We start from the raw sequence: 25,528 nt of genomic DNA on the forward strand, positions 1-25,528 counted from the left end.
CCCGGCCACATGAAAGACGACGTCGTATCCGGCAAAGGATTTTTCGCGCCATGTGTCGTCTATCATGTCAATGGTGTCGACATGATACTTGTCGGGCCATTGGGAGAGCCATTTTTCGAACGAGGTGCCGACGTAGCTGTTGGCGCCGGTGATGAGGATCTTTTTCATTGTCTATGTTCTCCGCCTGATAGTTTCTGCAGTGTTCCCGTGCCACCCTCGACGACACCCTCTTTTTTCAGCACGCAGGCGATGGTGCCGAAGAAGCATTTGCAGTCGAAGAGGAAGCTCATTCTCTTTACGTATTCGCCGTCATAGGCGGCCTTTACCTCTATTGGCAGTTCGTCGCGGCCGTTTATCTGAGCCCAGCCGGTCAGTCCCGGCAGTATGTCGTTCGCGCCGTATTTGTCGCGCTCGGCGATAAGGTCGTACTGGTTCCACAGCGCGGGACGCGGGCCGATGATGGACATTTGCCCGGCAAGAATATTCAATATTTGCGGTAGTTCATCTAAAGAAAATTTACGCAGCCACGCACCACTGCTTGTGATCCATTTTTGCGGGTCATTTAGCATATGTGTTGGCATATTTGCCGGCGTATCGATATACATGGTTCTGAATTTAGGCATCATAAAGGTATTTTTATGCAGTCCAACACGCTTCTGCCAGAAGAAGACCGGGCCTTTGGAGTCGAGTTTTACGACAGCGGCGACAGCCAGCATCGGCAGTGCGAGCAGCACCAGGCCGATGGCTGAGAGGGCGATATCGATCGTTCTTTTAAGGCAGCTTTTGTACATTTTTGTCTCCTGTTTTTCATAAACTGTTTTTGCTTCTGTCTCTGCGCGGTGCGGAGAATAAATATCCGTCCGCCGGATTTCGGATCAGGTTCGGCATGGCCTATTCAGCTGATCTTTGTCATTCCCGTCTCTGTGCCGGGGCTCTGCTGCCGTCCCGCTTCGCATTCAGCGCGTTCAGTTTCACGGCCTGTTCCGGCGAGAGTTTGCCCTGTTTGTGCAGCGTCCTTTGCCGGGCGACCCAGCGGGCGATGCGGGCGATTTCTTCCGTTTCGCCGCCGTTTCCGGCGGTGATCTTTATGTCTCCCTCTGTTTTGAACAGAGAGGCGGCGGCCTCGTATTTTTCGGACCAGGCGCGTTCGGCGGGCGTGCGCCAGTCTATCCCCAGCCTTTCCAGCTGGGCGATCTGTTCTTCGGTCAGGCTTTTTCCCTTCAATTCGCCGCGGTAGGTCTTTCTGCATTTGTAGAGCCATTTGCCGAGCCAGACGTTGTCTATTACATAATTTGGCGGGATGTCCAGGTCTCCGTGTTCGCGGAGGTATTCTTCGCAGGCGGATATGCGTTTTTGCCAGGAATCTTCCGCAGTCCACTTGAAGCCCAGCGCGTCCAGTTTCGCGCGGCGCTCCGGCGTGACCTTGATCGCGGTCCGTCCCGTCTGGGAGTTGACCTCTACATGGTTTTTCAGCCATCTGCCGAGCGGGAAGCCGTTTGCGTTCACATATCCGGCGGGCACCTCAAGCGTACCGAATTCCCGATGGTAGGCCAGCGCCTGTTTGTAGCCGTATTCCCACTGCCTGGTGTAGGTGTCTAGCCAGTCCATGTGAATGGCGTCGAGCCGTTCTATCTGGGTCTCGGTCAGCGGTGCAGCTCCGTTCTGCCTGCCGCTTCTTATTTTGCGCATCCTCCGCAGCCAGGCGCCGATGCGCAGGCCCTCTTCGGAGATGTAGTTCGCCGGAATGTCAAGGCTGTGGTGTTTGCGGTAATATTCCGCGCAGGCAAGGTAGTTCCGCTCCCATTGATAGTCCACTTTGTCCCAGATTATACCGAGTTTGTTGAGGGCCGCGATGCGTTCGTCCGTGAGGTAGTAGCCGCATCTGCCGTTGTTCTTTGCCTGGCGGAGGTTGCAGATCCATTTGCCGAGTTCCAGCCCTTCGGGGGTGACATAGCTGGCATGGATGTCGATGTTGCCACTGTTGAATTTGTATCGGCACAGCGCCTGATAGAACCTCTCCCATGAACAATCGTAGCGGTTCTTCCAGCGCATGCCGATGCTTTCAAGTTTTTCTATTCTCTCTTTGCCGAGTATCCCCGGAATTTTACCGGCGTAGACGAGCCGCTGTGTGTTGAGCCACGAACCGAGGGAATAGCCGTCGGGGGTCTGGTAACGTTTCGAGACCTCAAGATTTCCATGTCCCCTGTAATATGCCCGCGCATGGCCGAACATGGTCTCCCATGAGGCGGAGAGGCTCTCTTCCAGTTCGTTGAAGAGGCGTCTGCTGTCGCGCACCTCGTCGATGATGGTAAAGGAGTCGTTGACGATCCTGTTTTCTTCTCCCATTATCTGGTAACGGTCTATTACCGAACGCATCTCCTCCTGGACGGCGGAGACGCTGTAGAGGTTTTCGATGTTGTTGACGACATCTATAATGACGGTTTTTTCCCTGCTGCCCGCCGACAGGGCGCGCCCGATCTGCTGCTTGTAGACGATTGGGGAGACGGTGGGGCGGAAGAGGATCACACCCGTGATGTCGTCGATATGGACGCCCTCGTTGAGCATGTCGATGCAGAGCAGGAGCTTTAGCCCCTGGCGGCCGTCTGTTTTGAAGGCGGCAAAGGCTTGGGACGTTCCGGGGTCGTCGGCGTAGGCCTGGTATAGATGTATATTTGTGCCGCCGCAGACCTTGCCGAACCACTCCGGTATATGGCAGGCGATCTCTTTCAGATGTTCGACGCTAGAGCAGAAGATGATGTATTTGCCGTTGGCGTTGGTCATGTGTTTTTGAAAGACGATGTCCAACCCCTCGGACTTTTCCAGCGCGCGTCTGAGGGCGTCGAGGCGTTTCTGCGCCGCGTCGCGCACGGCGCTGTTTTTTGCCCCTTTGATACGGGCCTGGTATTTTTCCAAATCCTTCTCGCATGAATAGATGGAGACAACATAGGTCGGCGGGGTGAGAATGCCGCGCACTATCGCCTCACCGAGCGTCATCTCCGAGGCGATGTTACCGTCAAAGAGTTCGTCGGCCATATCGCGCTGATTGTCGAGGTAACGGATGTTTGTCGCCGACAGGCCGAGCACCGGCGCCTGTGGATACGCCGCAAGCAGCCGCTGGACCCCGTTGCCCCACATCTGCGCGCCGCAGCGGTGAAATTCGTCGAGCACGATGTAGTCGGGACGGATATCTTCGATTGCGGCGGCGTCCATCATCATGAGCTTGGCGTAGGTGAAGAAGCTTATATTCTTCGGTTGAGCGGCGCCCGCGGCCTTGATGTTTTCTATCTGCGTCTTAAAGATGTACTCGCTGGGCGATAGCCAGCAGACAACAGCTTCGGGTTTATCCTCGGCCAGTTTGAAGCCGATAAAGGATTTTCCCGTGCCGGTGGGGTGCACGATGGCGGCCCTGCCGTTTTCCTTCAGCATGGAAAGGGCGGATTCATAGGCTATGCGGTTATGTTCAAACAGCTCCAGCATTTAACCCACTACTCCTTTCCCGGCACGAAGGCAACGAAACATCAGTACAGACAGCCTGATCTCTGCCTGGCGATGGTCGTCTTTAGAACTTCAATTCACGATTTTTTACAGTGATACTAATGGCCTGTTATTCCCAAGACATTATCAAGCTAATCTTATCGCCACAATCTCTATATGTCAATTCTAATTTACAAAATATGTAGTTTTCGCAATATGGACCGATTATGGGACAACTTATAATGTAGGTTTCGCAAAGGTGGTGTATGCGGATGTCTTTGGGTGAGAGAATGCGGGAGATGCGGAAGATGCTGCGCCTGAGCCAGGAAGAGCTGGCCTTTAGGTTGGGAACGAACAGAGTGAGTGTCTCCCAGTGGGAGAATAACAGAGTTATGCCGGATGCCGATAGTCTGATAAAGACGGCGGCGGTTCTGGGAACAAGCGTCGGCTTTCTGCTTGGTGAAACGGATGACCCCGCGCTGTCTCTTCGTTCGGGTGACAATGACCGTGCCAGTCCCGCTCTCTCGGAGGAGGAACCAGCCGCTGCCGCACATAGATATGGTATTGAAGAGGATATGCTTCTTAATTTGTTTAACCATCTCGACCGGGCCGGCAAGGCGGAGGTCATAGATTTTATCCAGTACAAGCTTTTTCGTCTGCAAAATGCAAAGGGTTCCAGCCAATTTGACACTACTTGGCGCCTGAAGGCATAGAACGGCTGCGGAGCATCGTTTGACGGTAAGTCTGCGCCGGTACCGCGGCGCGATATTATAACTCACTTACAAGGAATTTTCTCCTTACATACCCCGTAATGGACCGCGTCCGGCGGTCATAAACATCCAGATATTTACTTTGTAAAATTCGCGGTCATAGGCTCTTGTTTGACGGGCCGGTGTCTCCTTCTGCGTCTTGTCCTGCCGCTCTTTTCGGGGGCGGGGAGGGAGGGGAGTTCGGCAAACCATTGTGCCAGCCCTCGGGCGCTCATCGCGGAGTCTTTTGCAATGGTAATGGAAGGGCATTTTTTTATGAGCTTTTTCGCCCTGCCGAGGTCTTTCAGCCTGGGGCAGTCGGCGAGCTGTACTGTTTTTTTATTTTTGAGCCTGTGCAGGTAGTTTTCCAGCACGTCCAGGTCGGAATGGGTGAGCAGCTCCGGCAGCTCCGGCTCATGGAAATCCGGTGTCTGGGAGAAGTCCGCGAGCGAGCGGAGGGAGTCTATCGAGAGCTCTTCCGCCAGCGCCAGCGCCAGCTTCGCGCATCCCTCTGCGTCGGAGCCAGCGTGGTGCGACTCGAGGGAGATGCCGTAACGGCCGCAGAGAGCCTCGAGGTTGTATTTGTTGTTTTCTCCGTGGATATCCGCCCGCTGTGCCAGCTCTAAGGTGCAGAGATGCCCGTATTTCTGGTAATGGTATTTTATCCGGTAGCTGCTTAGTATCGCGTCCAGGGTCATGGCGTCGTCGCGGAAGCTGTGGGCGACGAGGGGGCGTCCCTCTATGTAGGGGAGGATCTTTTTCCAGACTTTGTCGAAGGTCAGCGCGTCTTCCACGTCGAGATAGGTGATCCCGTGTATCTCCATCGCCTTTTTCTGAAAGTAGAAGACGCGCTGCGGCGGCCTGACGAGGTATTCGCAGGATTTTATGATCCGCCCCCGCTCGACGGCGCATATCCCCACCTGGCAGACGGAATTCTGGCTGTTGTTGGCTCTCTCGAAGTCGATAGCCGTGAATGTGAATTCGTCGTCCTGCGGCAGATTCTTCTGGACGTTAATTATCATTGGCAGCTTCCTTTATATTAATAATTTTACGCGAAAAGGACTCGAAGTCTTTGGCGCGTGTTAGTATTCCGGCAGGCTGTCTTTTAAATACGGCCTGGTCACGGAGCTTTCACAGCCGAGCATCTCCCGCGGGATACCGTGAAAGATCACCTCGCCGCCGGACTGCCCGCCGCCCGGTCCCATCTCTATTATATAGTCGGCCTCTTTCATGACGTCGACGCTGTGTTCGACGAGAAAAAGGGTGTTGCCGGCGTCGGTCATCTCGTTGAAGAGTTTCATCAGTGTCCTGATGTCGTCTAGGTGCAGCCCGTCGGTGGGTTCGTCGAGTATGAAGATGGAACCGCGCCGCGCGAGGTGCGAGGCGAGTTTGACGCGCTGGAGCTCGCCGCCGGAGAGGGTCGTCATCGACTGGTTGAGGTGCAGGTAGCCGAGGCCGACGCGCTGGAGCGAGAGGAGCTTTTCGCAGAGCGGCTTGCCGGCGAAAAATTCCGCCGCCTCGTCGACGGTCATGTCCATCACTTCGGCGATGTTCTTTCCATTATATGTGTAGGCGAGCGCCTCTTTCGAGTAGCGTTTGCCGCGGCATAGGTCGCAGACCGTTTCAATAGAGTCCATAAACGCCATGCCGGAGACGATCATGCCGGAGCCGCCGCAGGCGGGACAGGCGCCTTTGGAGTTGAAGCTGAACCAGGCGGCGGCTACTTTGTTCGCCGCCGCGAAGAGCGCGCGTATCTCGTCGGATATGTCGAGGTAGGTCGCGGGGGTCGAGCGAAGGTTGATGCCGATGTTTTTCTGCCCAATGAAAATGGTCTCTTCGGGGCAGTCTCTTTGGAAGGACTCCATCAGCGAGCTTTTGCCCGAGCCCGCGACGCCAGCGATGACCGTCAGCACGCCGAGCGGTAGTTTGGCGGTGACGTCTTTCAGGTTGTGCAGCGAGGTCGGCCCGAGCTCGAACCAGCCCGTCGGTCGGCGCAGGTTTTCTTTAAAGGGGCTTTTCCTTTTGAGCATGCGCCCCGTGAGGTTATCGGCGGCGAGGAGCCCCTCGTAGCTGCCCTCAAAGATGATGCGGCCTCCCGCGCTTCCCGCGCCGGGGCCCATGTCGATTATATGGTCGGCGAGTTTGATCACCTCGCGGTGGTGCTCGACGATGAGCACGGTGTTCCCGTGGTCGCGCAGGGCGCACAGCGATTCTTTGAGCAGGCTGATGTCCTTCGGATGGAGGCCGACGCTCGGTTCGTCGAGTACGTAGGCCATGTCGGTGAGTGCCGAGTTGATGTACTTGGCGATCTTGATGCGCTGTGCCTCGCCGCCGGATAGAGTGCCGGTGCCGCGGGAGAGCGAAAGGTAGCCGAGGCCGATCTGCACGAGCGCCCCGAGCCGGCGTCCGAGTTCGCGTTTGATATCCGCCGCCATCGGGTCGGTTATCGAGGCGACGAAGTCTATCGCCTCGGGAATGGACATCGCGGTGACGTCGGCGATATTTTTGCCGTTTATAAGGCAGCTGCGCACCTTTTCGTTGACGCGCGAACCGTGGCATTCGGGGCATTCGTAGGTGCTTACCATCTTGTCGAGGATGTGGTGGAAACGTTTGCCCTCCTTTGTGGTGATGATGCTGCGGTACATGCGCGGGTAGATTCCTTCGAACTTCGCCGACTTCGGCCAGTTAGAGGGTGGATTCTTGAGCCGTATCTGCGGCGAGTGGAGGAAGAGCTCAAGCTCCTCCGGGCTGTAGTCTTTTATCTTCTTGTCGAGGTCGAAGAGGCCGCTGTAGGCGTAGCGTTTCCAGCGCCAGAGCCCTCTGCCGAAGGTGGGGAAGTGGATGGTGTCCTCGTCGTTGAGGCTCTTGTTGAAGTCGACGAGCTTGTGGATGTCCAGGTCGTTGACGATGCCGAGGCCGTCGCAGCGCGGACATTTCCCCGCCGGGTGGTTAAAGGAAAAGACATCCGAGTAGCCGATGAAGGGGCGTCCGACGCGCGAAAAGAGCAGGCGCAGGATTGAATAGATATCTGTATAGGTGCCGACCGTCGAACGCGTGTTCGCCGCGGGCTTCTTTTGATCGATGACGATCGTCACCGGCAGGTTGGCGATGCGCTCCACCTCCGGGCGGCCGTATTTTGGCAGATATTGCTGCATGAAGCTCGGGAAGGTCTCGTTGAGCTCGCGCCGTGATTCCGCGGCGATGGTGTCGAGGCAGAGCGACGATTTGCCGGAGCCGGAGACGCCGGTGAATACGGTGACGACCTTTTTGGGGATCTTGAGGGAGACGTTTTTGAGGTTGTTTTCAAAGGCGTTTGTTATTTCGATAAATTCATGTGCCATTCTATTTCTTCACTCCATTTGCTGCCGGCAGGGCTGCCGTTATCTGCGCCGCCGCGCTTTGCGGCATCTGCCCAATAATGGGCGGCGAACTCTTGACATAGTCTGTGTTAAATGTTCCAATATTCACTAAGGCAGACATTGCCACCTTAAATAGGATAACATAGGCGGAGCACAAAAACGCCTAGTTTGTATATCAAATAAATAACATAACTCCTAAGGGGGAAAAAGACAATATGAAAATATTAGCGTTACAGGGCAGTCCACGTCTGCGCGGCAACACGGCGATCCTGCTCTCTCAGTTTGTGAACGGCGCGCGCGCCGCCGGCGGCGACGTCGAGGTGGTAAATCTGCAGGAGCAGAACATCCATCCCTGCGACGCCTGTGACATGTGCGAATGCGGCGAGCGCGAATTTTGCGTCTATAACGACTCGATGCGCGGAATCATGAAAAAGGTCAGGGCGGCCGACGCCCTGGTGCTCGCGACGCCGGTGTGGTGGACGGGCGCCTCTACCCTCACGAAGATATTTCTCGACCGCCTATACGGTTACAAGACGCGCGAATACTTTGAGGGCAAGGGAATATTCCTCATTACGACATACTTTGACAACCACGCGCACACGCAGCCTCTTCCGGGCGCCGATATTGTCGGTTATGTGATCCAGTCGGTATCGGACTTTACCGGAATGGAGTTCCTTGGGCACCTGCGCTCCGCGGTGGAGGGTACCGTTTTGGAGGATACCACGATTCTGGACCGCGCCTTTACGGAGGGTAAGAACTTCGTGAAAGTAATAACCGAGACTAAATAAAAATTTAAAGTAAATTTATAATAATTTAAGGTTAATCCCCCTCGTTCCTTTAGAAAACGAGGGGTTCTTTATTTATTATATACCATTGTAAGGAAGTTTAAGCGATTCAAACAAAAAATATCTTGCATAAAAAGATTTTTTGACTATTTAGGTGTGTTTTGAATAAAATTAAGCGGATTTTGTGATTATGCTTATTGCATACATTTGAAAAAACAGATTGTATTTTTATCAAAACGACTATTAATTAGATAAAAGAACGTATATCTGTAAGCCCATATTGTGATTACCTTAAAATACTAAGTAAAATAGAATAATGGGGGGGTTGCATGTTTTATAGAATATATTGCAAGTATTATTTAGGTTTTTAGAATATTATGATATAATCCTATTCGGAGCAAGGTGTTATGTATTAATTGACCTTTTGGTCAAAATAAGAAGAAAGCACGGTGATCTACATGAAGAAATTGGCGGTATTTTTACTTTTTGTCTCTCTGTTGGCAGTGGCCGCGGCTCCCGCAATGGCGGCTCCCGCACCGAAGGAAGGCTGGCCCGCGCAGTTTAAGTTTATGGCCGGACCTCCCGGCGGCAACTGGTTTGCGCTCGGCAGCTCACTAGCCGATATGTGGTCGAAGAATACGATCTCGGTAACGAGCAGCACCGGCGGCGGCGTCTCGAACATCATCAACGCCAACGTCCATAAGGGCGACTTCGGCTTCTCTGTAACATCCCTCCTCGGAGCGGCTATCAAGGGCGAGCAGGACTTCATGGGCCGCCCCGCGAAGAACGCCGCGATCCTCGCGAACCTTTATACCCAGTACACCTACTTCATCATGCGCAAGGACTTTGCCGAGAAGAACAAGATAACGAAGCTCGGCGATATCTTTGAAAAGAAGATCCCCGTCAAGATGGCGACGCTGAAGCCCGGCACATCCTCGGAGTTCGTCGTTAAGTCGCTCTTTATGAAGGGCTACGGCGTGACCTATAAAGATATCAAAAAGATGGGCGGTTCTATGGAATTCGCCTCCTATGAGGGCGGCGCGGACCTTATCGCCGACGGACACATCGACCTCTTCATCTTCTCGGTCGGCAAGATCGCCTCGATCGTGATGAATATCGAGAGCAAGGCCGACATCGTCTGCATCCCCGTTGACGACAGCGCGCTCAAGGCGCTCTCCGACGCCTACGGAACGGTCACCTTCACGATCGAGCCCGGTATCTACAAGAGCGTGAAGAAGCCCGTCAAGACAGTCGGCGACTACACCTGCATCGTCGTCCGCAACGACATTCCCGATTCTCTCGCCTACGACCTCTGCAAGGCCCTCTGGGAGAACAAGGCCAGCCTCGCGAAGGCCGTCAAGGACATTGACGAGCTGACGCCGCAGATCGCGGTGCCGCAGGGCGTACCGACACAGGCCGGCGCGCTGAAGTACTGGAAAGAGATGCAGGCCAAAACGAAGAAATAAGCTTATACTCTAATATTTTTTAGAAGCAGAGGGATATCCCTCTGCTTCTGTTCCCTTCATTAACGGACAAAGCACAACGGCTTTTTGTTGTTATTTGATCTGATGCCGGACAGTCCATCCCGTTTAGGCAGGAGTGTGTGTGAATGCGAAAATTAAGCGGATTAAGTAATAAATTTATGTACGTCTATTTTGTGGTGATAGGGCTCTTTCACCTCTATACCTCCGTGTTTGGAGCCTATGAATCATACCTTCAGAAAAATATCCACCTCGGACTCGTTCTTCCGACGGCGTTTTTCCTCTTCCCGATGTTCAAGAAAGCTCCGATGGACAGGGTGCCCGTTTATGACTGGGTGCTGGGAGCCCTATCTGCGATCCCCTCGATCTACGTCATCCTCAACTATGATGACATCGTTATGCGCATCCAGCAGGTCGACCCGCTGACGGCGGCCCAGTTCTGGTGCGGCATACTTCTCTTTGTGCTGCTTCTCGAAGGCACGTGCCGCGTTGTCGGCCTCCCTCTTACGATCATCGCCTTCCTTTTTGGTGCGTATATGTATTTCGGACAGTCGCTGCCCGGCATCATGAAGGGGCTCTCCTTCTCAATGTCCGAGGTCATCGAGCAGATATACCTCACAGACGAAGGGATCTTCTCCATGCCGCTAGGCGTCTCCGCGACGCTGGTTGCCGCCTTCCTCATCTTCGGAGGCTTCCTTGAAAAGTGCGGCACCGGCCCATACTTCATGGAGGTGGCCCAGGCCTTCACGGGAACGGCCCCCGGCGGTCCGGCGAACATCGCCGTCATGAGCTCCTGCCTCTTCGGCTCCATTTCGGGCTCGGCGGTCGCCAACGTCTACGGAACCGGCACCTTTACGATACCCCTTATGAAGAAGATCGGCTATCCGGCGCACTTCGCGGGAGCGGTCGAGGCGGTCGCGAGCTCCGGCGGGCAGATAATGCCGCCCGTCATGGGCGCGGGCGCCTTCCTGATGGCCTCCTTCCTCGGGCTTCCCTTTGTCGACATCATCATCGCGGCGGTCACGCCGGCGATCATCTATTACGCGGCGGTCTTTCTCATGATACGTCTCGAGGCGATGAAGCGCGGACTCAAGGGGCTCTCGCCCGAAGACCTCCCCGATAAGAAGCAGGTGCTGAAAAAAGCCTATCTTTTCCTGCCGATCATCGGCCTCGTCTACTTCCTGTTTATCGGAATGACGCCGATGCGCGCGGCGGCGATCGGAGTCGCTCTCTCCTGGCTCGTCTCCCTGCCGCAGCCTGACAAGCGCATGGGGCCGCGGGCGATCGTTGACGCTATCTACGGCGGCGTGAGAAATATCACGCTCGTCTGCGTCGCCTGCGCGACGGCGGGCATCGTCCTCGCCTCCGTTTCGCTGACCGGCGTCGGCGTCAAGCTCGTCGGCCTCGTTCTGGCCTTTACGAGCGGCATCCCGCTTCTCGCGCTCTTCCTTGTCATGATTGTCTCTCTCGTCCTCGGTATGGGACTGCCGACGACGGGCGCCTACATCCTTGCCGCGGCCCTTGGCGTTCCCATCCTTACCACGCTCGGTTTCCCCGCGATCTCGGCCCATATGTTCGTCTTCTACTACGCGATAATCTCCAATATCACGCCGCCTGTCGCCCTCGCGGCCTACGCGGCGGCCTCGATCGCGGGCTCCGAACCGAATAAGACGGGCTTCACCGCCTGCAAGCTGGGCTTCCTCGCCTTCGTGACGCCCTTCGCCTTCTGCTACGACCCCGGCATCCTTCTGCAGGGAACGCTGGTGCAGAACGTCTACGGCATCCTCGCCTGCGTGGCGGCCTGTTTCGGCTTTGGCTTCGCGATAATGGGATATCTGAACCGTGACCTCAAAGTGTGGGAACGCGTGGTCTTCGTGGTCTTCGCGGTCATGGGGCTGTCGCCGAACGAGTATGTCACCACCGTAGGCGCCTTAGGCGTCATCGCTGCCTGGATAATATTTGCCAAGGTCGGCAAGAAAAAGACTCCCGCCGCCGCGGCGTAAGAAAAAGCGCCCTTTACGGCGGCTGGCGTAAAAATAACGGTATATTCGTGCGCGAAGGGTTTTCTTATAAAAGCCCTTCGCGTTTTTGTCATTCTCGCTGAAGGGCTTGATTTTGCCTTTCACAAGTGGTAGATTGAAAAACGTTCGTGTGGATCTATCAAATGCAGAGAAGCGGGAGTGCGCACTGTGGGAAAAGCAGTCTTAAAATATATTTGTCTGCCGCTTATGATATTGGCGGCGGTCTTAGCCTGTTGCCAGCCGTGGAAGATGGTGGAAGAGCCTGAGCCTCCAGTTCCGCTTGAGCCCAGATACAGCTGGAACAAGTTTCACGGGTGTACGCTTACCGTATGGGGGCGGGATGCCGGTCTGAAACGGCCGTACATCGTGCGCGCCTTCAAACGTTATGAGGATCTTACCGGCAACCGGATAAAAGTAGTGGCGCTGCCGGTAGGAGAGTTTGAAAAAGTGACGGCGCTCGCTTTTGAAAGCGGCAGGGAGGCTCCGGACCTCATACTCAGCTTTGGCGGGACCAATATAGACGCCTTTATGCCCGACAAAAATTTCTATGACTTCACGAAGGCCGAGTGGGTCGACGACCTTACCGACACCGCCATCAGCCAGGCCATATACCACGGCCGGGTGATCGGACTGCCGCACTGGGAGGCATCCATCTCCGGCACGATTTATAATAAAAAGATATTTGCCGATTTAAATATAACGCCCCCGAAAACGATGAAGGAATTTTTACGGGTCTGCGACATCCTGCTGGAGAGCGGCGTCACGCCCTTTTACCTCGCCGGCGGTTCTCCCTCCATACTGCACTATCAGTTTCCACTCGACACCGTCGTTAAAGACGAGAGTCTCCTTCGCCGCCTCAATGACGGTACACTGGGATATCCGGACCTGCCGCAGATGCGCATGATCGTGGAATGGTACCGCCTGATGGCCGAGCGCGGATACCTGGGAGGCAATTATGAACGAAACGACTGGGACGGCATGAGCGAGGCCCTGAAGAGCGGCAGATATGCGATGATGCTGGGGTGGGACACCTGGCTTTACACCGAATTTAAGGGCGATCCATCTAATTTTGGACTAATGCCCGCCTTTATCGGCGTACCGGAAGAGGGGACCTTCGAGGGGCCGAACCTTTCCATGCTTATGGTAAATAAAAACAGCCCGCAGGCGGAGGCGGCAGTGGAGCTGGTCTCCTTCATGGCGGACCCCTATAATTATAACCACGCCTTCAAAGGGATATATACGGCTCCGGTATTCAAAAACCAGCTGGAGCAGATATCCACGCCGCAATATGTGGAGGCCGCCGAATGGATCGAGAAATGCTACCATGATTCCGCGGCGTGGCTGCGCATCCGTGGTTTTTCACAATCGGACGCCGTCTGCATATTGCGCTATATGAGTGGTAGGAACGGATATACGGCGGAACGGTGTCTGAGGGAAATGGAGACGCTGCGCAGGAAAAGGTTCAAATAGCCGCGCATGGGCGGCGGAGGGGGCTACCGGCTGATGAAGAAGATGGAGGGCGGCAAAAAAATATTTATCGCTGTCTCGGCGGTCTTTTTCTGCGTGGCCGTACTGTTGGTCGTGCTCTTCTTCTCCTACATACGCCGTATGGACAACACTCTGATGAATGAAAACCGCTCGCGCCTGGCCGAAGTCTCCGACCACGTCGCTTACAGCATCACGGCGCTGTTGGAACGGCAGCGGAAACTGCTGGAGATATTTGCGGAGGCCGCCCTGACGATACCGGAGGGCGCGCGCCGTACGGCCTATATGGACAGAATGGCCATGCTGAACGGTTTTGAATATGCGGGGATTGCGGGATCGGACGGACTTCTGTACGCCTCGCCATTTTTGGAGCCGGAGGATATCTCCAAACGGCCTTACTTTATTTCCGCGAAAAACGGCAAAGCCTTTATGACGAATATGAGACGGTGTATTCTCTACGACAGGGCGGTTAGCGGCGTGATCTTCTCCGTGCCGGTGAAAGGTTCCGTCGCCGTGGCTATGGCGGACATCTCAAAACTTGCCGCCGGCGTGCAGGTGGAGAGCTTCAACGGCAGGGGCTATTCCTATGTCATAGATGGGCGCGGCGACGTCATCCTGCATGCGAGGACCTTACAGTATCAGAACTATTTACATTCCCTGCGGAATATGCGCTTCAGCGGCGGATATACGAGAGAAAAGATGGAAAGCGATATTCTGGGGCACCGCGAGGGGCTTGTCGTCTACTCAGAGCTGGGAACGGAAGAATATGCCTACTACCGTCCGTTGGGAGTAAATGGGTGGACGGTGGTGACTACGGTGCCCAAACGCGTGGTTACGGAACGTACCTCGGCGTTGACCCGTGAGCTTGTCATTATCTGTACCGCCGCGGTCATCATGTTCATCCTCCTCCTGAGTACTATTTGCCTCCAATTTGTCCAGTTGGATTCGCGGCGGCGCGCAAACAAGGCTAAATCGGCCTTTCTCGCCAACATGAGTCACGACATGCGCACGCCGATGAACGCCATTATCGGCATGGCCGCGATCGCGGAAAAACACACGGGTGAGCCGCAGACGGTGCGCGACTGCCTGAAAAAAATCACGCGCTCATGCAGCCACCTGCTGGGACTTGTCAATGACATCCTCGATATGTCCCGCATCGACAGCGGCAAAATGGTGATCAATGCGGAGCCGTTATTCCTGCCCGGTGTGCTGGGGGATGCGGTCGATATGCTCTATCCCGCGATGAAAAATAAAAAGCAGGAACTCACGGTGCGGCTGCACGGCCTCTGCCATGAAAGATATACTGGAGACCCCCTGCGTCTGGGACAGATATTCGTCAATATCCTCTCCAACGCGATGAAATTTACGCCGGAGGGAGGGCGTATCGCCGTTAACGTGGAAGAGTCCCCCTGTGACCTCGCGGAAACGGCCATGCTCCGCTTCACCTTCGCCGACAACGGTATCGGCATCAAAGCGGAATTTTTGAAAAATCTCTTCACTCCTTTCAGCCGGGCCGAGGACAGCAGAGTGGATAAAGTGGAGGGCAGCGGCCTGGGAATGGCGATCACCAAACGGATCGTTGAACTCATGGGCGGCACCATCGGCGTAGAGAGCGCCGAGGGAAAGGGCACCACCTTCTCGATAAAGCTGCCGATGAAGATCGCCCCGCTCTCGGAAGAAGAGTCGCCTCTGCCCTGCCGCCGTGTTCTTGTGGCCGATCCAAATCGTGAAGATGGAGAGGAGACGGTGCGGACGCTGGAAAGAATGGGGCTGCGCTCCGTATTTGCCTCCGACTGGGCAGGGATGGAAAAAGCGCTGGCGGAGGCTGGCGCAGACAGGTACAGCGCCGTATTTTTGGAGCGGTCGATATTTGAGACGGCCGCCGCCGACGGCCGTTACTTCGCGGGGCGCGAGCCAGTATTTATTTTATACTGCTACGACTGCGAAGAAATCCGCGCAGAAGCCAGACGCGCCGGCATTGGCTGTTTCGCGCAGAAACCGCTCTTCCGCTCCGCGCTGCGCCGTTCACTGGAGGATGTACTCGACCTCGGCGCTGGTAACGGCGGAGGGGAAGCGCCGCGCGACCTGAGAGGCAGACGTATCCTGTTGGCGGAGGATAACGACTTCAACCGCGAAATCGTGGAGGTATTGCTGGGCGAGGCCAACGCCTCCATCGTATCGACGACGAACGGCGAAGAATGCGTGCGCCGCTTCGGCGAATCGCCGACGGGATGGTTCTCGCTGATCCTGATGGACATCCAGATGCCGCTTATGAACGGCTGCGAGGCGACGAAGCGTATCCGGCAGATGCGGCGCAGCGACGCCGGCATCCCCATCATCGCCATGAGCGCCAACGCCTACACGGAGGATGTGGAGGTGGCGAAGGAGGCCGGCATGTCAGGCTACCTGACAAAACCGATAGATATAGACCTGTGGCTGCGGGAGATATATAAATTCATTTCCGAAGATACGGAGAGCCGGGCTGCGAACTGGCGTATACACCCCGGCGACTGAATTTCTCTCGCCGGGGTGTTCCTAAATATTACGTTATTAAACTGACCGGTCCCTCTGCCGCCCGTTTATGGGGGCGGAGGCCGCTTTTTTCCGGCTGTTGTTACAGTTTTTCGATCGGGACCCAGATTTCGCAGTAGGTATCTTCCGGATTTTCAGTGAACGGCGCATACAGCTCGATACTATAATTGCCGCCAAGCCTGTATTCCCTGCAATTCGGGAGCCATTCGCTCCAGATTTTCGTATTCACATCCTGTAAAGACTTGGGAAGCGCCCCATGACATGGAAATATCACCCACGTTCCCGCGGGAATCACCTTGGTGACATAGCCGTTGGGGATCTCGTTCCAGGGAATATAGTTATCCGCGATTAGATAATCAAAGATCTTTCCATCAACATCCATGCAGATACCGTACATCCCGCAGACAATTTGGTTCTCCCCGCTTTTCATATGTTCCCGCCAGAAGCTGGGGATCTCATCATAGCTGGTGTCGGTATTAAATTTCTTTGACTTGCCCATAACCGTAAAGGCTTCTTTTTCAGCAATTTTATACTCCAACATTGTGCCGCCCTCCATTGAGATTTTGATATGCAGCGGCGCGTAAGCGCGAAGCCGCGCGCCTTTTTTTGTCGCCGCGGAGGGAGAAACGCCGTGAAAGCGGGCAAACGCCCTGGCGAAACTATCCGGAGATTCATAGCCATATTTTATCGCGATATTTATGACCTTGTCGTTTTCCCTCGAAAGTTCCTGAGCGGCAAGCGTAAGACGGCGGTTGCGGATATATTCACCGATGGTAACGCCGCAAAGCACACTGAATATTCTCTGAAAATAAAAAGCGCTGACATAGCTGCATGCCGCTATATCCTCGATATTCAAATCCTCAGTAATATTATCTTCAATATACCTGATTGCGTTCTGAATGCCGTCCATCCAGCCGTTCATCTCATACCCACCGTCTCTCTGCGAATTCATTGTAGCGATGAAATTGGGAAAACTCCCGACTATTTATGCTTTTAGGTGCGGTGCCGTACTATGCCGCTGCTGCCGTGTCCGACTATTTTTCTCTGACTGCATGAGCGTATTTTAATAAATAAAATAGGAGCTGCGATATTCTAAATAAAGAATTATTGAAAAACGCGGGCAAACTTCCGATGCCCGCAATTCTGTCTTGGACACGACACAACTACCGCCGTTCCATACGGCGAACGCTTTTAATGGCCGGAGCGCAAAAATATCAGTTGCTTAGAGCCGCGATTACCTGCTGATCTATTCTTAGCTTACGCGCCTGTTTGCCCTGCCTCAGCGCCTGAGGAAAAACCAATAATCCTCGTCGAGATTCCTGATCTCAAAATGGCCGTGTCCGGCGCAGAGCGATAGCAATTCGCCGTTCGAAAAATCAGCCGCGACCACGTCCTTATCCCTCAGCAGCCGGCGGTTGAAATGGGCCATTGCCGCCAGCACGCGGAAATCTCTTCTCGCGGTGGGAGCGACGCCGCAGCCGAGCACATAGGTGACCGACCTTCCCTCCTTCAAAAGGGCGGAAAGGATTCCTTCCATCTCCTCAAAATGCGGTAGCGGTGTGGCTCCGTCGCCGTCTTTGCTGAAAATGAAATTATAAAACTCCGGACTGCCCTCCGCGAGCCTCCGATAATCGACCATATATTCATAAGCGGCGAGACGGTCGTCCGCTCCGCATACGCCAAAGGCGCCGTCATTCTCCGCGCAGTAGCCCACCGTCCTTGCGATCCGCTCTTCCATAAGCGCCATCCGCCGTTCGCGCGAAAGGCCGCCGTACAGCTTTAGATAATATTCATTGTCGGCCATACAGAGCGCGGCGAGTGAGGCGGCCTCTTTCAGCCTGCCGCCGAGCCCTATTAAGGAGACCTTGTTTTCGCCAGATTTATCCATAAAATATCATTCCCTCTTTATCTCCTATTCTACGAAATATTTTAAATTAAAGATATAGGCAAAACTGGTTGCCAATTAACGAAAGAGGTTATAAAATGTCAGCATGAGAAATATGCGGACGGAAAGTTGTGTTAAAAAGGACTGTTGTTGCTGTACGTTTAGCGGTAAAAACGTATGGCCAGAGGTGCCGTGCTCATAGAGGAGCAGGCATAGAACAAGTCTACAGAGAGATTTTATATCCAAGAGAGCCTGCCTGCGGCAGGCTCTCTTTTTTATTATGGAGGGGGAAGATCAATGGGAATATGGAAAAACATCAGCAGCGACTACATGGCGGCTAAGCGGAACGATCCTGCGATTCCCGACGGATTGCGCGGATTTCTGGAGATCGTCTTCTGTACGCCGGGCTTTCTCGCGATAACCGCGCACCGCGGTATCCACTATCTTCACACGCGCTGGCATATACCGGTGCTGCCGCGCTTCATCTCACTAATCGTGCGCTGGTGGACGGGGATAGAGATCCACCCCGCGGCGCAGATAGGGGAGGGCTTCTTCGTCGACCATGGCGCGGGCGTCGTTATCGGCGAGACGGCGGTCGTTGGCAAAAACGTCACTCTCTATCAGGGAGTGACCCTTGGCGGCACTGGCAACGAAAAAAGCCACAAACGCCACCCCACTCTTGGCGACAACGTCTTTGTCGGCAGCGGCGCGAAGATACTGGGCCCCATTACGGTCGGCTCCAACTCGCGCATCGGCGCCAACAGCGCCGTCCTTAAGAACGTCCCCGAAAATGCCACCGTCACCGGTATGCGGGCGCGCATTGTCAAGGTCAACGGCAAGCCGGTGAGCAGCGCCTCCGCGGCGCTGTCGCCTGAAGAGCTGCTGGCGCGTATTATCCGTCTTGAAGAAGAGCTCTATTACCTGCAGCGCGAATTCAAACAATGCCGCGGCGACGAAATCGAAGAGGCTCCTGCGGTATCCGGCGAACTGGAGATAGAGGTGGCGCACAAATAACCGCCGCCGGGTCGGAAATGTTGATAATCATTACTGATATATCAAAATAAATAGCCGTATCCTCATACTGTGATATTTCTGAGAGATAAGTTGGTTCATATTAACATAAAAATACTCTGATGATGGGGTAAAGCTCTGCTTTTGCCGGAAATAGTATCTTTTTATTGCAAAACTATTTTTTGCAAGCAATAGCCCTTTGCGAAATTAGAGATTTTCTCATAAACAGAGCTTTTTTAGAGAAAATTTTGAGTAAAAATTGTGCTGAAAAATATCGTATTTAATATAATAATTTTAGATTTAATAAAAACTTAAAAATATCTGATAGATGTAAAAACGTTAAATTTTTGAAAAAATATTCTAACGTTGACACAATCGCTCTTCTGATATATCTTGTATTCAACAAAATAGTTAAGCAATTTTACATATTTATATATAGGTGTAAGTACCGTCTCGGCTTTTTCGGCCTGATTGGGCCGTATCTGATAAAAGCAGAATTTGAAGGGAGAGGTACCAGTAATGAAGAAATTTGCAGTACTCATGACAGCACTCCTCGTATCAGCCATAATGGCGACATCGGCTATGGCGGCGGAGCAGATAGTTCTCCGTTTCGCGGGGCAGCAGCCCACGGAACATCTTTGCACGAAGATGATGCACGATTTCGCGAAAGAGATCGAGCAGAAGACAAAGGGACGCGTTAAGATCAACGTATTCCCCGCCAACCAGCTGGGCAGCTATGAACTCGTCATGGAAGAGCTTATCCGCGGAACGATCGACATGTCCGTAACCTCGTTCGCCAGCGGCTTTGACCCCCGTTTCGACGTCATCTACACCAATGGTATCGTAAGCAGCTACGCTGAAGCGAAGAAAGTATTCACCCCCGGCGCATGGCTCCCCAACAAGCTTGTTGAACTTGGCAAGCCTCTCGGCGTCAACGTCCTCGGCTCCTATGTCGAAGGTATGATCGGTATCGCCTCAACGAAACCCCTCAAAGAACCCCTTAACCCGAAGGTCGACAAGGGCGTTCTCGTCCGCGTTGCCAACATGGACGTTTACAACCTAGGCGCAAAGGCCATGGGCTTCCGTACGATCACCATTCCCTGGGCCGACATCTACCAGTCACTCCAGACCGGCGTCTGCGACGCGGTCAACGGTATGTCGACAGCCGCCGCTTACACCACCCTGGGCGACGTTATGAAGTACTGGTACGCGACGAACTATTCCTTCGAGTACCTCCCGCTGATGGTCAGCGAAAAAGCTTGGAAGAAACTTTCGCCCGCCGACCAGAAGATATTCCAGGAAGCCGCGAAGAACTTCACCCTCAAATCGATCAGCACTGCTGAATCAGAAGATATGAAATACATGAAGCTAATGGAAAAGAAGGGCATCAAGGTCCACAAGTACACCGCTCAGGAGCTTAAGCCCATCAAAGACGCCTGCATAGGCATCTGGGACGAGCTTGGCAAGAGAGGACTCACACCGGAGCTCATGAAGGGCCTCAGAGAGAACCTCGGCAAATAAGTTTCCATAATCCCATAAAAATCAGAGATAAAAACCGGCTGAGAGGCACCGCCTCCGGCCGGTTTTTTGTATTTGTAGCGGATGTCTACTAGCTCTTCAGTTTGAAATGTGGGCGGTTCGTCAGGAAATCCGGGTATTATTTTGCATCGCAATATATAAAACCGGGACATCCGTAACCGGTCGGGGCAGAGACCCGCGCGGTGCGGTTAGGGCTGTAGCGGCTATGCATATGTTATTTTGTATCTTGGCTGATATGACACAGCCGTGTCTTTTTCACGGCTGTTGGATGGCTACCCCTTCGTTTTTTGAATTTTTCTCATACTTTTGTTCGGTTCTTGGCGTTTTTCACGGCGAAAATTATTAAAAACCCGCTGTATACGCTATCATGGTTTGCCTTCGTTCCGTCATGCCTGGTTTGCACTGGGGATTGGCGGCGTTGGGCTTCTGCCGTAACACTAGGCGCGGAAAAACAGGGCGGAAACCGTCAGCTTGAATGCTCTGGGACGCGGTTACTTTTGCAATTGACATGACTCTTGCCTGTAAAGCTAAATTCCTTGACAGGCATTCTTTCAGCCTGTATAATCCTTTGGTTGACTGAGGGGAGCGGTTGTTGTGGCGGAAAAAGATTCTTTGAACCAGCGTGTCAGAGACGGGCTTCTGCTCGACAATTATGGTTTGCAGCTCACGGAAAAGCAGCGGATGGCCTGCGAGATGATCCTCATGCAGGATTTTTCGCTCTCGGAGGCGGCGGAGACGCTCGGCGTCTCGCGGCAGGGTGTCCACGACCTCATCACGCGTGCGCGGGAGCATATGGAGGAGTATGAGAAATCCTTCGGCCTCATCGCGCGCCGTCAGCAGATGGAGCAGGTGCTTGAGGAAAACAGGGAGCGTCTGCCGGAAGATTTTTACGTGACATTCAAAAAAATCCTTGGAGCATAGGGAGACGGCATGTTTGACTCATTAAAAGAACGCTTTGAAAATATATTCGCGGGACTGCGCGGCAAGGGCAAGCTCTCGGAAGAGGACATAAATCTCGCGCTGCGCGAGGTGCGCCGCGCACTGCTTGAGGCCGACGTCAATTACAAGGTCGTAAAGGACGTTGTTGAGGCGATCCGCACGCGCGCCACGGGCCAGCAGGTCCTTGAGTCGATAACCCCTTCGCAGCTCATCTTCACGATAGTTTACGAAGAATTGATAAAGATAATGGGAGAGGCCCCCGCGCCTCTCGTCATCTCACCGAAGCCGCCGACGGTCTACATGATGGTTGGTCTCCAGGGCTCCGGCAAGACGACCACAACGGTAAAGATCGCGCGCCGGATGTCGAAGGGGCACAAGCCCCTCGTCGTCGCCTGTGACCTTCGCAGGCCGGCGGCCGTCGACCAGCTCCGCGTGCTCGCGGAGAAAGCGAATATCCCCTTCTTCGGCCCCGAGGCCGGTGAGACGGACCCCGTGGCGGTGGCGCGCAGGTCGCGCGCCTATGCGGAGTCTCACCTCTGCGACATGATACTGCTCGATACCGCGGGACGGCTGCAGATGGACGACGAGCTCATGCGCGAGCTGGAGTCCATGAAGGAGGCGACCGCGCCGACGGAGATACTGCTCGTCGTCGACTCGATGACGGGACAGGAGGCGGTAAACGTCGCTGGCACCTTCCACGAGCGCCTCGGCCTTACCGGCGTGGTGCTGACGAAGCTCGACGGCGACGCGCGCGGCGGCCCCTCGCTTGCGGTGCGCGCAAGCACCGGCGTGCCGATAAAGCTTGCCGGATGCGGTGAAAAGACTGAGGACCTCGAGGTTTTCGACGCGCGCCGCATGGCGCAGCGCATCATCGGCATGGGCGATATGGAGGGGCTGCTGGAGAAGGTGCAGTCCGCTACCTCCGACGCAGATATAGAACGGATGACGGAGAGTCTCAAGAAGAACCGCTTCACCCTTGAGGATATGCTGATGCAGCTCCAGCAGATAAAGAAGCTGGGGCCTTTGGAAAAGGTGCTTGAGATGCTCCCGATACCGGGCGCGAGCAAGGCGCTGAAGAACGCCGATATAGACCCGAAGCGGATGAAGCAGTCCGAGGCGATCATCCTTTCAATGACGCTGAAGGAGCGCCGCAATCCCGAGATAATCAAGGGAAGCCGCCGCAAGCGGATCGCGCAGGGCTCAGGCACTTCGGTGCAGATGGTGAACCAGGTGCTCGCGCAGTATGAGCAGATGAAGGGCATGATGAAGACCTTCGGCAAGATGTCCGGAGGCAAAGGCGGATTCAAGATGCCGCCGGGTATGGGCGGCATGATGAAGGGCAAGAGAGGTTTCTTCCGCTAGTTAAAGATTGACTCGGAGATCGAATCCCCGTTTTCAATAGAAATGGCCCTGATCAAGCCGTACGGCGCATATAATCAGCGGCTATTTACAAAGAAAAAACACAGGAGGTGTTAGCGCAAATGTCAGTTCGTATTCGTCTTTCCCGTCACGGGAAAAAGAAGGCTCCTTTTTATCGTCTGGTAGTGGCCGACTCTCATTCACCGAGAGACGGACGCTTCATTGAGATACTGGGCACATACAACCCGCTCATGGAGCCCGCAGAGATCAAAATAGACGCGGAACGCGCGGCGCATTGGCTGGCCAACGGAGCTTCTCCGTCGGACACGGCGAAGGTGCTGCTTAAAAAAGCGGGAATCATCGACGCTCCCGCAGCGGAATAGGTGGACGCAGGATATGGCAAATTATGTCGACCTCGTTGACCTGATAGTACGTCGGCTCGTCACCAAGCCAGAAGAGGTCTCTGTCGCGGAGGAACGCTCCGAGGCGGGCGCCATCCTTATCACAATAAGGGTGGCCTCAGATGACATCGGCCGCGTAATCGGCAAGAAAGGTTCCACGATCAACGCCATCCGCCACGTAGCGAAAGCCGCTTCGATAAAGTCCGGCGAAAAGGTGGATGTTGATGTCAAAGAAGACTGAGGGAGCCTCAGCGGGGAGATACGAGATCGGTAAGATCGTGGGGGTCCACGGTGTGCGCGGCGATATGCTGCTGCTGCCGCAGACGGACTTCCCCGAGCGGTTTCTGGGCATGAAAGAACTCGACGTCACCGTCGCGGGAAAGCCCATGCGCACCTTCAAGGTGTGCAGGATCGAGCCATACGAGGGAAAAAATACCTTCTTTCTTCGCCTTCAGGGAGTGGAAGACCGCGACGCGGCCGAAACCCTGAAGGGCGCCGTCATCACGGTCGCGGAGGATGAGCGGATGGAGCTTGAGGAGGATGAATACTGGCTGGACGATATTATCGGCCTTACGGTGTTCGACCAGACCACGGGTGAGCGGCTCGGAGAGATAACGGAAGTCATCTACACGGGCAGCAACGATGTCTATGTCGTGAAGACTCCTGATGGCGCCTCGAAAGCGATACCTGCGGTCGCCGATGTGATAGAAAAGGTTGATGTGGCAAACGGCACCATGACAGTAAATGTTCCGGAGGGTCTGTGGGACTGATATGAAAATATCGATCATCACCGCTTTCCCAGAGCTTATGCGCAACTATCTTGCCGTCAGCGTCCTCGGACGCGGGATCGCGGCGGGGAAGTTGGAGGTCGAGGTCATCGACATCAGAGACTTTGCGGAGGGTGATTACCGGCAGATAGACGATTACTGCTACGGCAGCGGCGGCATGATGCTGATGGCTGAACCGCTGGCGAAGGCGCTGGCCTCCGTTTCGGCGGAGACAAAGCCCTATGTCGTCTACCCGAGCCCGCAGGGGACGCATCTCTATCAGGAGCTTGTGGAAGACCTCTCGCGCAAGGAACATCTGGTGATAATCTGCGGCCATTACGAAGGTGTGGACGAACGTTTCACGCAAAAGTATGTGGACGCGGAGATATCGCTCGGCGACTTTGTGCTCACCGGCGGCGAAATGCCGGCGATGGCGATAGTGGACGCGGTCTCGCGCCTCATTCCTGGGGTGGTCGGCAAGAATTCTTCGGTCACGGAGGATTCCTTCTACAGCGGAATGCTGGACACGCCGCATTACACGCGCCCGGCCGAATGGCGGGGAGAGCGTGTTCCCGAGGTGCTGACGAACGGCGACGCGAAGGCCATCGACCGGTGGCGCAGACGCCGTTCCGTTGAGCGGACGCTTGACCGGCGGCCGGACGTCGCGGCAAGGGCGGGCATAATGCCCTGGCTGTCAGGCGGCGCCTACGTCATGGAGGTGCATTATCCGGTGCTCGACAAGCACGGGGAGAAGTCCTCCACCGCGATAACGGGGATGGATCTGCACGATATCGCGCGTGCCTGCCGTACCTACGGAATAAAGAAATACCTGCTGGTGACGCCGCTTGCCCAGCAGCGCGAGATGGCGAAGCGGATCGCCGGACACTGGACGTCCGGCTGGGGGGCGGAATACAACCCCGACCGCAAAGAGGCCTTCTCGACGCTGAAGATTTTCGCCTCCGTCCAGAAGGCGCTGGGCTGGCTCTCGGAGAGGGAAAAGAAAGATCCCTTCAAGATAGCCACCACGGCGAAGCGTCACGCGGGAGCCCGGCACTGGCTCACCCTTAAGAGGGAGATCCTCAGAAAGGACCACAGCCCGGTCTTTTTGTTCGGGACGGGCTGGGGGCTTCACGACGAGGTCATGGAGATGGCCGACGCGGTGATGACGCCGATAATGGGCGGCTGCGACGGCTGGAATCACCTTTCCGTGAGAAGCGCCGTCAGCATAACGCTCGACAGGTTTTTTGGCTGGCGGTAAGAGCCGGTGATCAAAGAGGTAAAAGGATTGGCGCGCGGGAGACCGCGGAGCCTTTCGAAAGATAAAAATCAATAAACAAAAGATAATATAAAGAAGGAGGGAAAACCTCATGCAGGATCCCAGAATAGCTCTGGTTGAGAAGAAATTCCATAAAGACGCAGATTCGATCCCTGAATTCCGTTCAGGGGATACAGTCAAGGTCCACGTTAAAGTAAAAGAGGGAAACCGCGAACGTATCCAGGTATTTGAAGGCGTAGTGATTGGCCGCCAGCACGGCGGGCTCCGCGAGAACTTCATCGTCCGCAAGATGTCGAACGGCATCGGTGTGGAAAGAATCTTCCCCGTCCACTGTCCCTCGATCGACAAGATCGAAGTGACGCGCAAGGGCCGCGTGCGCCGCGCGAAGCTCTACTATCTCCGTAAGCTCAGCGGTAAGGCCGCGCGTATTAAAGAGCGCAGAGACTTCCATTAAATCGGCGTTTA

The 25,528-nt window shown here is 54.7% G+C and carries 21 protein-coding genes; 15 read left to right on the forward strand and 6 right to left on the reverse strand.

Translation table 11 applies throughout. From position 1 onward, the window contains the following. Nucleotides 1–164: 164 nt before the first annotated feature. The gene (locus tag LIO98_RS04080) at nt 165–791 is read right to left on the reverse strand and encodes a sugar transferase (RefSeq protein ID WP_291953511.1); all 627 of its coding nucleotides are present in this window, start codon (nt 789–791) and stop codon (nt 165–167) included. Between the two features lie 118 nt (nt 792–909). Then, nucleotides 910–3,477: a Helicase associated domain protein gene (locus tag LIO98_RS04085; protein WP_291953512.1), complete on the reverse strand. Its 2,568-nt coding sequence runs from the start codon at nt 3,475–3,477 to the stop codon at nt 910–912. Between the two features lie 269 nt (nt 3,478–3,746). On the opposite strand from LIO98_RS04085, the gene LIO98_RS04090 reads away from it, so the two are divergent. Beyond that, nucleotides 3,747–4,187, forward strand: coding sequence for a helix-turn-helix transcriptional regulator (locus LIO98_RS04090; protein WP_291953513.1), 441 nt, complete (start codon nt 3,747–3,749; stop codon nt 4,185–4,187). Between the two features lie 134 nt (nt 4,188–4,321). Here LIO98_RS04090 and LIO98_RS04095 read toward each other — a convergent pair whose 3' ends face one another. Both LIO98_RS04095 and LIO98_RS04100 read right to left on the reverse strand, forming a co-directional pair. After that, entirely contained in the window at nt 4,322–5,245 is a 924-nt protein-coding gene (locus tag LIO98_RS04095; RefSeq protein WP_291953514.1) for an exonuclease domain-containing protein, read from the reverse strand. Between the two features lie 60 nt (nt 5,246–5,305). After that, nucleotides 5,306–7,564, reverse strand: coding sequence for an excinuclease ABC subunit UvrA (locus LIO98_RS04100; protein ID WP_291953515.1), 2,259 nt, complete (start codon nt 7,562–7,564; stop codon nt 5,306–5,308). A gap of 233 nt (nt 7,565–7,797) precedes the next feature. Between LIO98_RS04100 and LIO98_RS04105 the strand changes: the two genes are divergently transcribed. The 5 genes from LIO98_RS04105 to LIO98_RS04125 all read left to right on the forward strand — a co-directional run bounded on the left by LIO98_RS04105 (nt 7,798) and on the right by LIO98_RS04125 (nt 15,868). Continuing rightward, entirely contained in the window at nt 7,798–8,370 is a 573-nt protein-coding gene (locus LIO98_RS04105; RefSeq protein WP_291953516.1) for a flavodoxin family protein, read from the forward strand. Between the two features lie 455 nt (nt 8,371–8,825). Further along, nucleotides 8,826–9,833, forward strand: coding sequence for a TAXI family TRAP transporter solute-binding subunit (locus LIO98_RS04110; protein ID WP_291953517.1), 1,008 nt, complete (start codon nt 8,826–8,828; stop codon nt 9,831–9,833). Between the two features lie 176 nt (nt 9,834–10,009). Continuing rightward, nucleotides 10,010–11,851, forward strand: a complete 1,842-nt coding sequence (locus tag LIO98_RS04115) for a TRAP transporter permease (RefSeq protein WP_363303930.1) — start codon at nt 10,010–10,012, stop codon at nt 11,849–11,851. A gap of 231 nt (nt 11,852–12,082) precedes the next feature. After that, nucleotides 12,083–13,339, forward strand: coding sequence for an extracellular solute-binding protein (locus LIO98_RS04120; RefSeq protein ID WP_291953519.1), 1,257 nt, complete (start codon nt 12,083–12,085; stop codon nt 13,337–13,339). Nucleotides 13,340–13,372: 33 nt separating this feature from the next. Beyond that, nucleotides 13,373–15,868: an ATP-binding protein gene (locus LIO98_RS04125; protein WP_291953520.1), complete on the forward strand. Its 2,496-nt coding sequence runs from the start codon at nt 13,373–13,375 to the stop codon at nt 15,866–15,868. Nucleotides 15,869–15,968: 100 nt separating this feature from the next. Here the strand turns inward: LIO98_RS04125 and LIO98_RS04130 are convergent, their stop codons facing one another. Both LIO98_RS04130 and LIO98_RS04135 read right to left on the reverse strand, forming a co-directional pair. Next, nucleotides 15,969–16,838 carry an AraC family transcriptional regulator gene (locus LIO98_RS04130; protein WP_291953521.1) on the reverse strand — a complete coding sequence of 290 codons (870 nt, stop codon included), beginning with the start codon at nt 16,836–16,838 and terminating at the stop codon, nt 15,969–15,971. A 327-nt stretch (nt 16,839–17,165) separates the two neighbouring features. Then, nucleotides 17,166–17,774 (reverse strand): hypothetical protein, encoded by a 609-nt coding sequence (locus LIO98_RS04135; RefSeq protein WP_291953522.1) that lies wholly within the window; start codon nt 17,772–17,774, stop codon nt 17,166–17,168. 294 nt (nt 17,775–18,068) lie between these two features. Between LIO98_RS04135 and epsC the strand changes: the two genes are divergently transcribed. From epsC to rplS, 9 genes are all read left to right on the forward strand, one after another. Further along, nucleotides 18,069–18,785 carry a serine O-acetyltransferase EpsC gene (gene epsC / locus LIO98_RS04140; RefSeq protein ID WP_291953523.1) on the forward strand — a complete coding sequence of 239 codons (717 nt, stop codon included), beginning with the start codon at nt 18,069–18,071 and terminating at the stop codon, nt 18,783–18,785. A gap of 516 nt (nt 18,786–19,301) precedes the next feature. Beyond that, a complete protein-coding gene (dctP, locus tag LIO98_RS04145) occupies nt 19,302–20,303 on the forward strand; it encodes a TRAP transporter substrate-binding protein DctP (RefSeq protein WP_291953524.1) in 1,002 nt (333 codons plus the stop codon). A gap of 612 nt (nt 20,304–20,915) precedes the next feature. Then, a complete protein-coding gene (locus tag LIO98_RS04150) occupies nt 20,916–21,242 on the forward strand; it encodes a sigma factor-like helix-turn-helix DNA-binding protein (protein ID WP_291953525.1) in 327 nt (108 codons plus the stop codon). A gap of 9 nt (nt 21,243–21,251) precedes the next feature. Beyond that, the gene (ffh, locus tag LIO98_RS04155; RefSeq protein WP_291953526.1) at nt 21,252–22,622 is read left to right on the forward strand and encodes a signal recognition particle protein; all 1,371 of its coding nucleotides are present in this window, start codon (nt 21,252–21,254) and stop codon (nt 22,620–22,622) included. 119 nt (nt 22,623–22,741) lie between these two features. Further along, nucleotides 22,742–23,002, forward strand: coding sequence for a 30S ribosomal protein S16 (gene rpsP / locus LIO98_RS04160; protein ID WP_008708782.1), 261 nt, complete (start codon nt 22,742–22,744; stop codon nt 23,000–23,002). A gap of 13 nt (nt 23,003–23,015) precedes the next feature. Then, complete coding sequence (locus LIO98_RS04165) at nt 23,016–23,261, forward strand: KH domain-containing protein (RefSeq protein WP_276796608.1); 246 nt, start codon at nt 23,016–23,018, stop codon at nt 23,259–23,261. Next, a complete protein-coding gene (gene rimM, locus LIO98_RS04170) occupies nt 23,245–23,790 on the forward strand; it encodes a ribosome maturation factor RimM (RefSeq protein WP_291953527.1) in 546 nt (181 codons plus the stop codon). Before LIO98_RS04165 ends, rimM begins: the two co-directional genes overlap by 17 nt. Before the next feature lies 1 nt (nt 23,791). Further along, on the forward strand, nt 23,792–25,045 hold the full coding sequence (gene trmD / locus LIO98_RS04175) for a tRNA (guanosine(37)-N1)-methyltransferase TrmD (RefSeq protein ID WP_291953528.1): 1,254 nt from the start codon (nt 23,792–23,794) through the stop codon (nt 25,043–25,045). 109 nt (nt 25,046–25,154) lie between these two features. Further along, entirely contained in the window at nt 25,155–25,517 is a 363-nt protein-coding gene (rplS, locus tag LIO98_RS04180; RefSeq protein ID WP_291953529.1) for a 50S ribosomal protein L19, read from the forward strand. The last annotated feature ends 11 nt before the right edge of the window (nt 25,518–25,528 follow it).

The organism is Cloacibacillus sp. (assembly GCF_020860125.1).
Lineage (GTDB): Bacteria > Synergistota > Synergistia > Synergistales > Synergistaceae > Cloacibacillus.

Coding starts and splice junctions, on each gene's coding strand:
- LIO98_RS04085 (WP_291953512.1), bottom strand. CDS start 3,477: ATGCTGGAGCTGTTTGAACATAACCGCATAGCCTATGAATCCGCCCTT.
- LIO98_RS04100 (WP_291953515.1), bottom strand. CDS start 7,564: ATGGCACATGAATTTATCGAAATAACAAACGCCTTTGAAAACAACCTC.
- LIO98_RS04095 (WP_291953514.1), bottom strand. CDS start 5,245: ATGATAATTAACGTCCAGAAGAATCTGCCGCAGGACGACGAATTCACA.
- rplS (WP_291953529.1), top strand. CDS start 25,155: ATGCAGGATCCCAGAATAGCTCTGGTTGAGAAGAAATTCCATAAAGAC.
- epsC (WP_291953523.1), top strand. CDS start 18,069: ATGGGAATATGGAAAAACATCAGCAGCGACTACATGGCGGCTAAGCGG.
- LIO98_RS04130 (WP_291953521.1), bottom strand. CDS start 16,838: ATGAATTCGCAGAGAGACGGTGGGTATGAGATGAACGGCTGGATGGAC.
- ffh (WP_291953526.1), top strand. CDS start 21,252: ATGTTTGACTCATTAAAAGAACGCTTTGAAAATATATTCGCGGGACTG.
- trmD (WP_291953528.1), top strand. CDS start 23,792: ATGAAAATATCGATCATCACCGCTTTCCCAGAGCTTATGCGCAACTAT.
- LIO98_RS04165 (WP_276796608.1), top strand. CDS start 23,016: ATGGCAAATTATGTCGACCTCGTTGACCTGATAGTACGTCGGCTCGTC.
- dctP (WP_291953524.1), top strand. CDS start 19,302: ATGAAGAAATTTGCAGTACTCATGACAGCACTCCTCGTATCAGCCATA.
- LIO98_RS04080 (WP_291953511.1), bottom strand. CDS start 791: ATGTACAAAAGCTGCCTTAAAAGAACGATCGATATCGCCCTCTCAGCC.
- rpsP (WP_008708782.1), top strand. CDS start 22,742: ATGTCAGTTCGTATTCGTCTTTCCCGTCACGGGAAAAAGAAGGCTCCT.
- LIO98_RS04115 (WP_363303930.1), top strand. CDS start 10,010: ATGTACGTCTATTTTGTGGTGATAGGGCTCTTTCACCTCTATACCTCC.
- LIO98_RS04125 (WP_291953520.1), top strand. CDS start 13,373: ATGAAGAAGATGGAGGGCGGCAAAAAAATATTTATCGCTGTCTCGGCG.
- rimM (WP_291953527.1), top strand. CDS start 23,245: ATGTCAAAGAAGACTGAGGGAGCCTCAGCGGGGAGATACGAGATCGGT.
- LIO98_RS04110 (WP_291953517.1), top strand. CDS start 8,826: ATGAAGAAATTGGCGGTATTTTTACTTTTTGTCTCTCTGTTGGCAGTG.
- LIO98_RS04090 (WP_291953513.1), top strand. CDS start 3,747: ATGTCTTTGGGTGAGAGAATGCGGGAGATGCGGAAGATGCTGCGCCTG.
- LIO98_RS04135 (WP_291953522.1), bottom strand. CDS start 17,774: ATGGATAAATCTGGCGAAAACAAGGTCTCCTTAATAGGGCTCGGCGGC.
- LIO98_RS04105 (WP_291953516.1), top strand. CDS start 7,798: ATGAAAATATTAGCGTTACAGGGCAGTCCACGTCTGCGCGGCAACACG.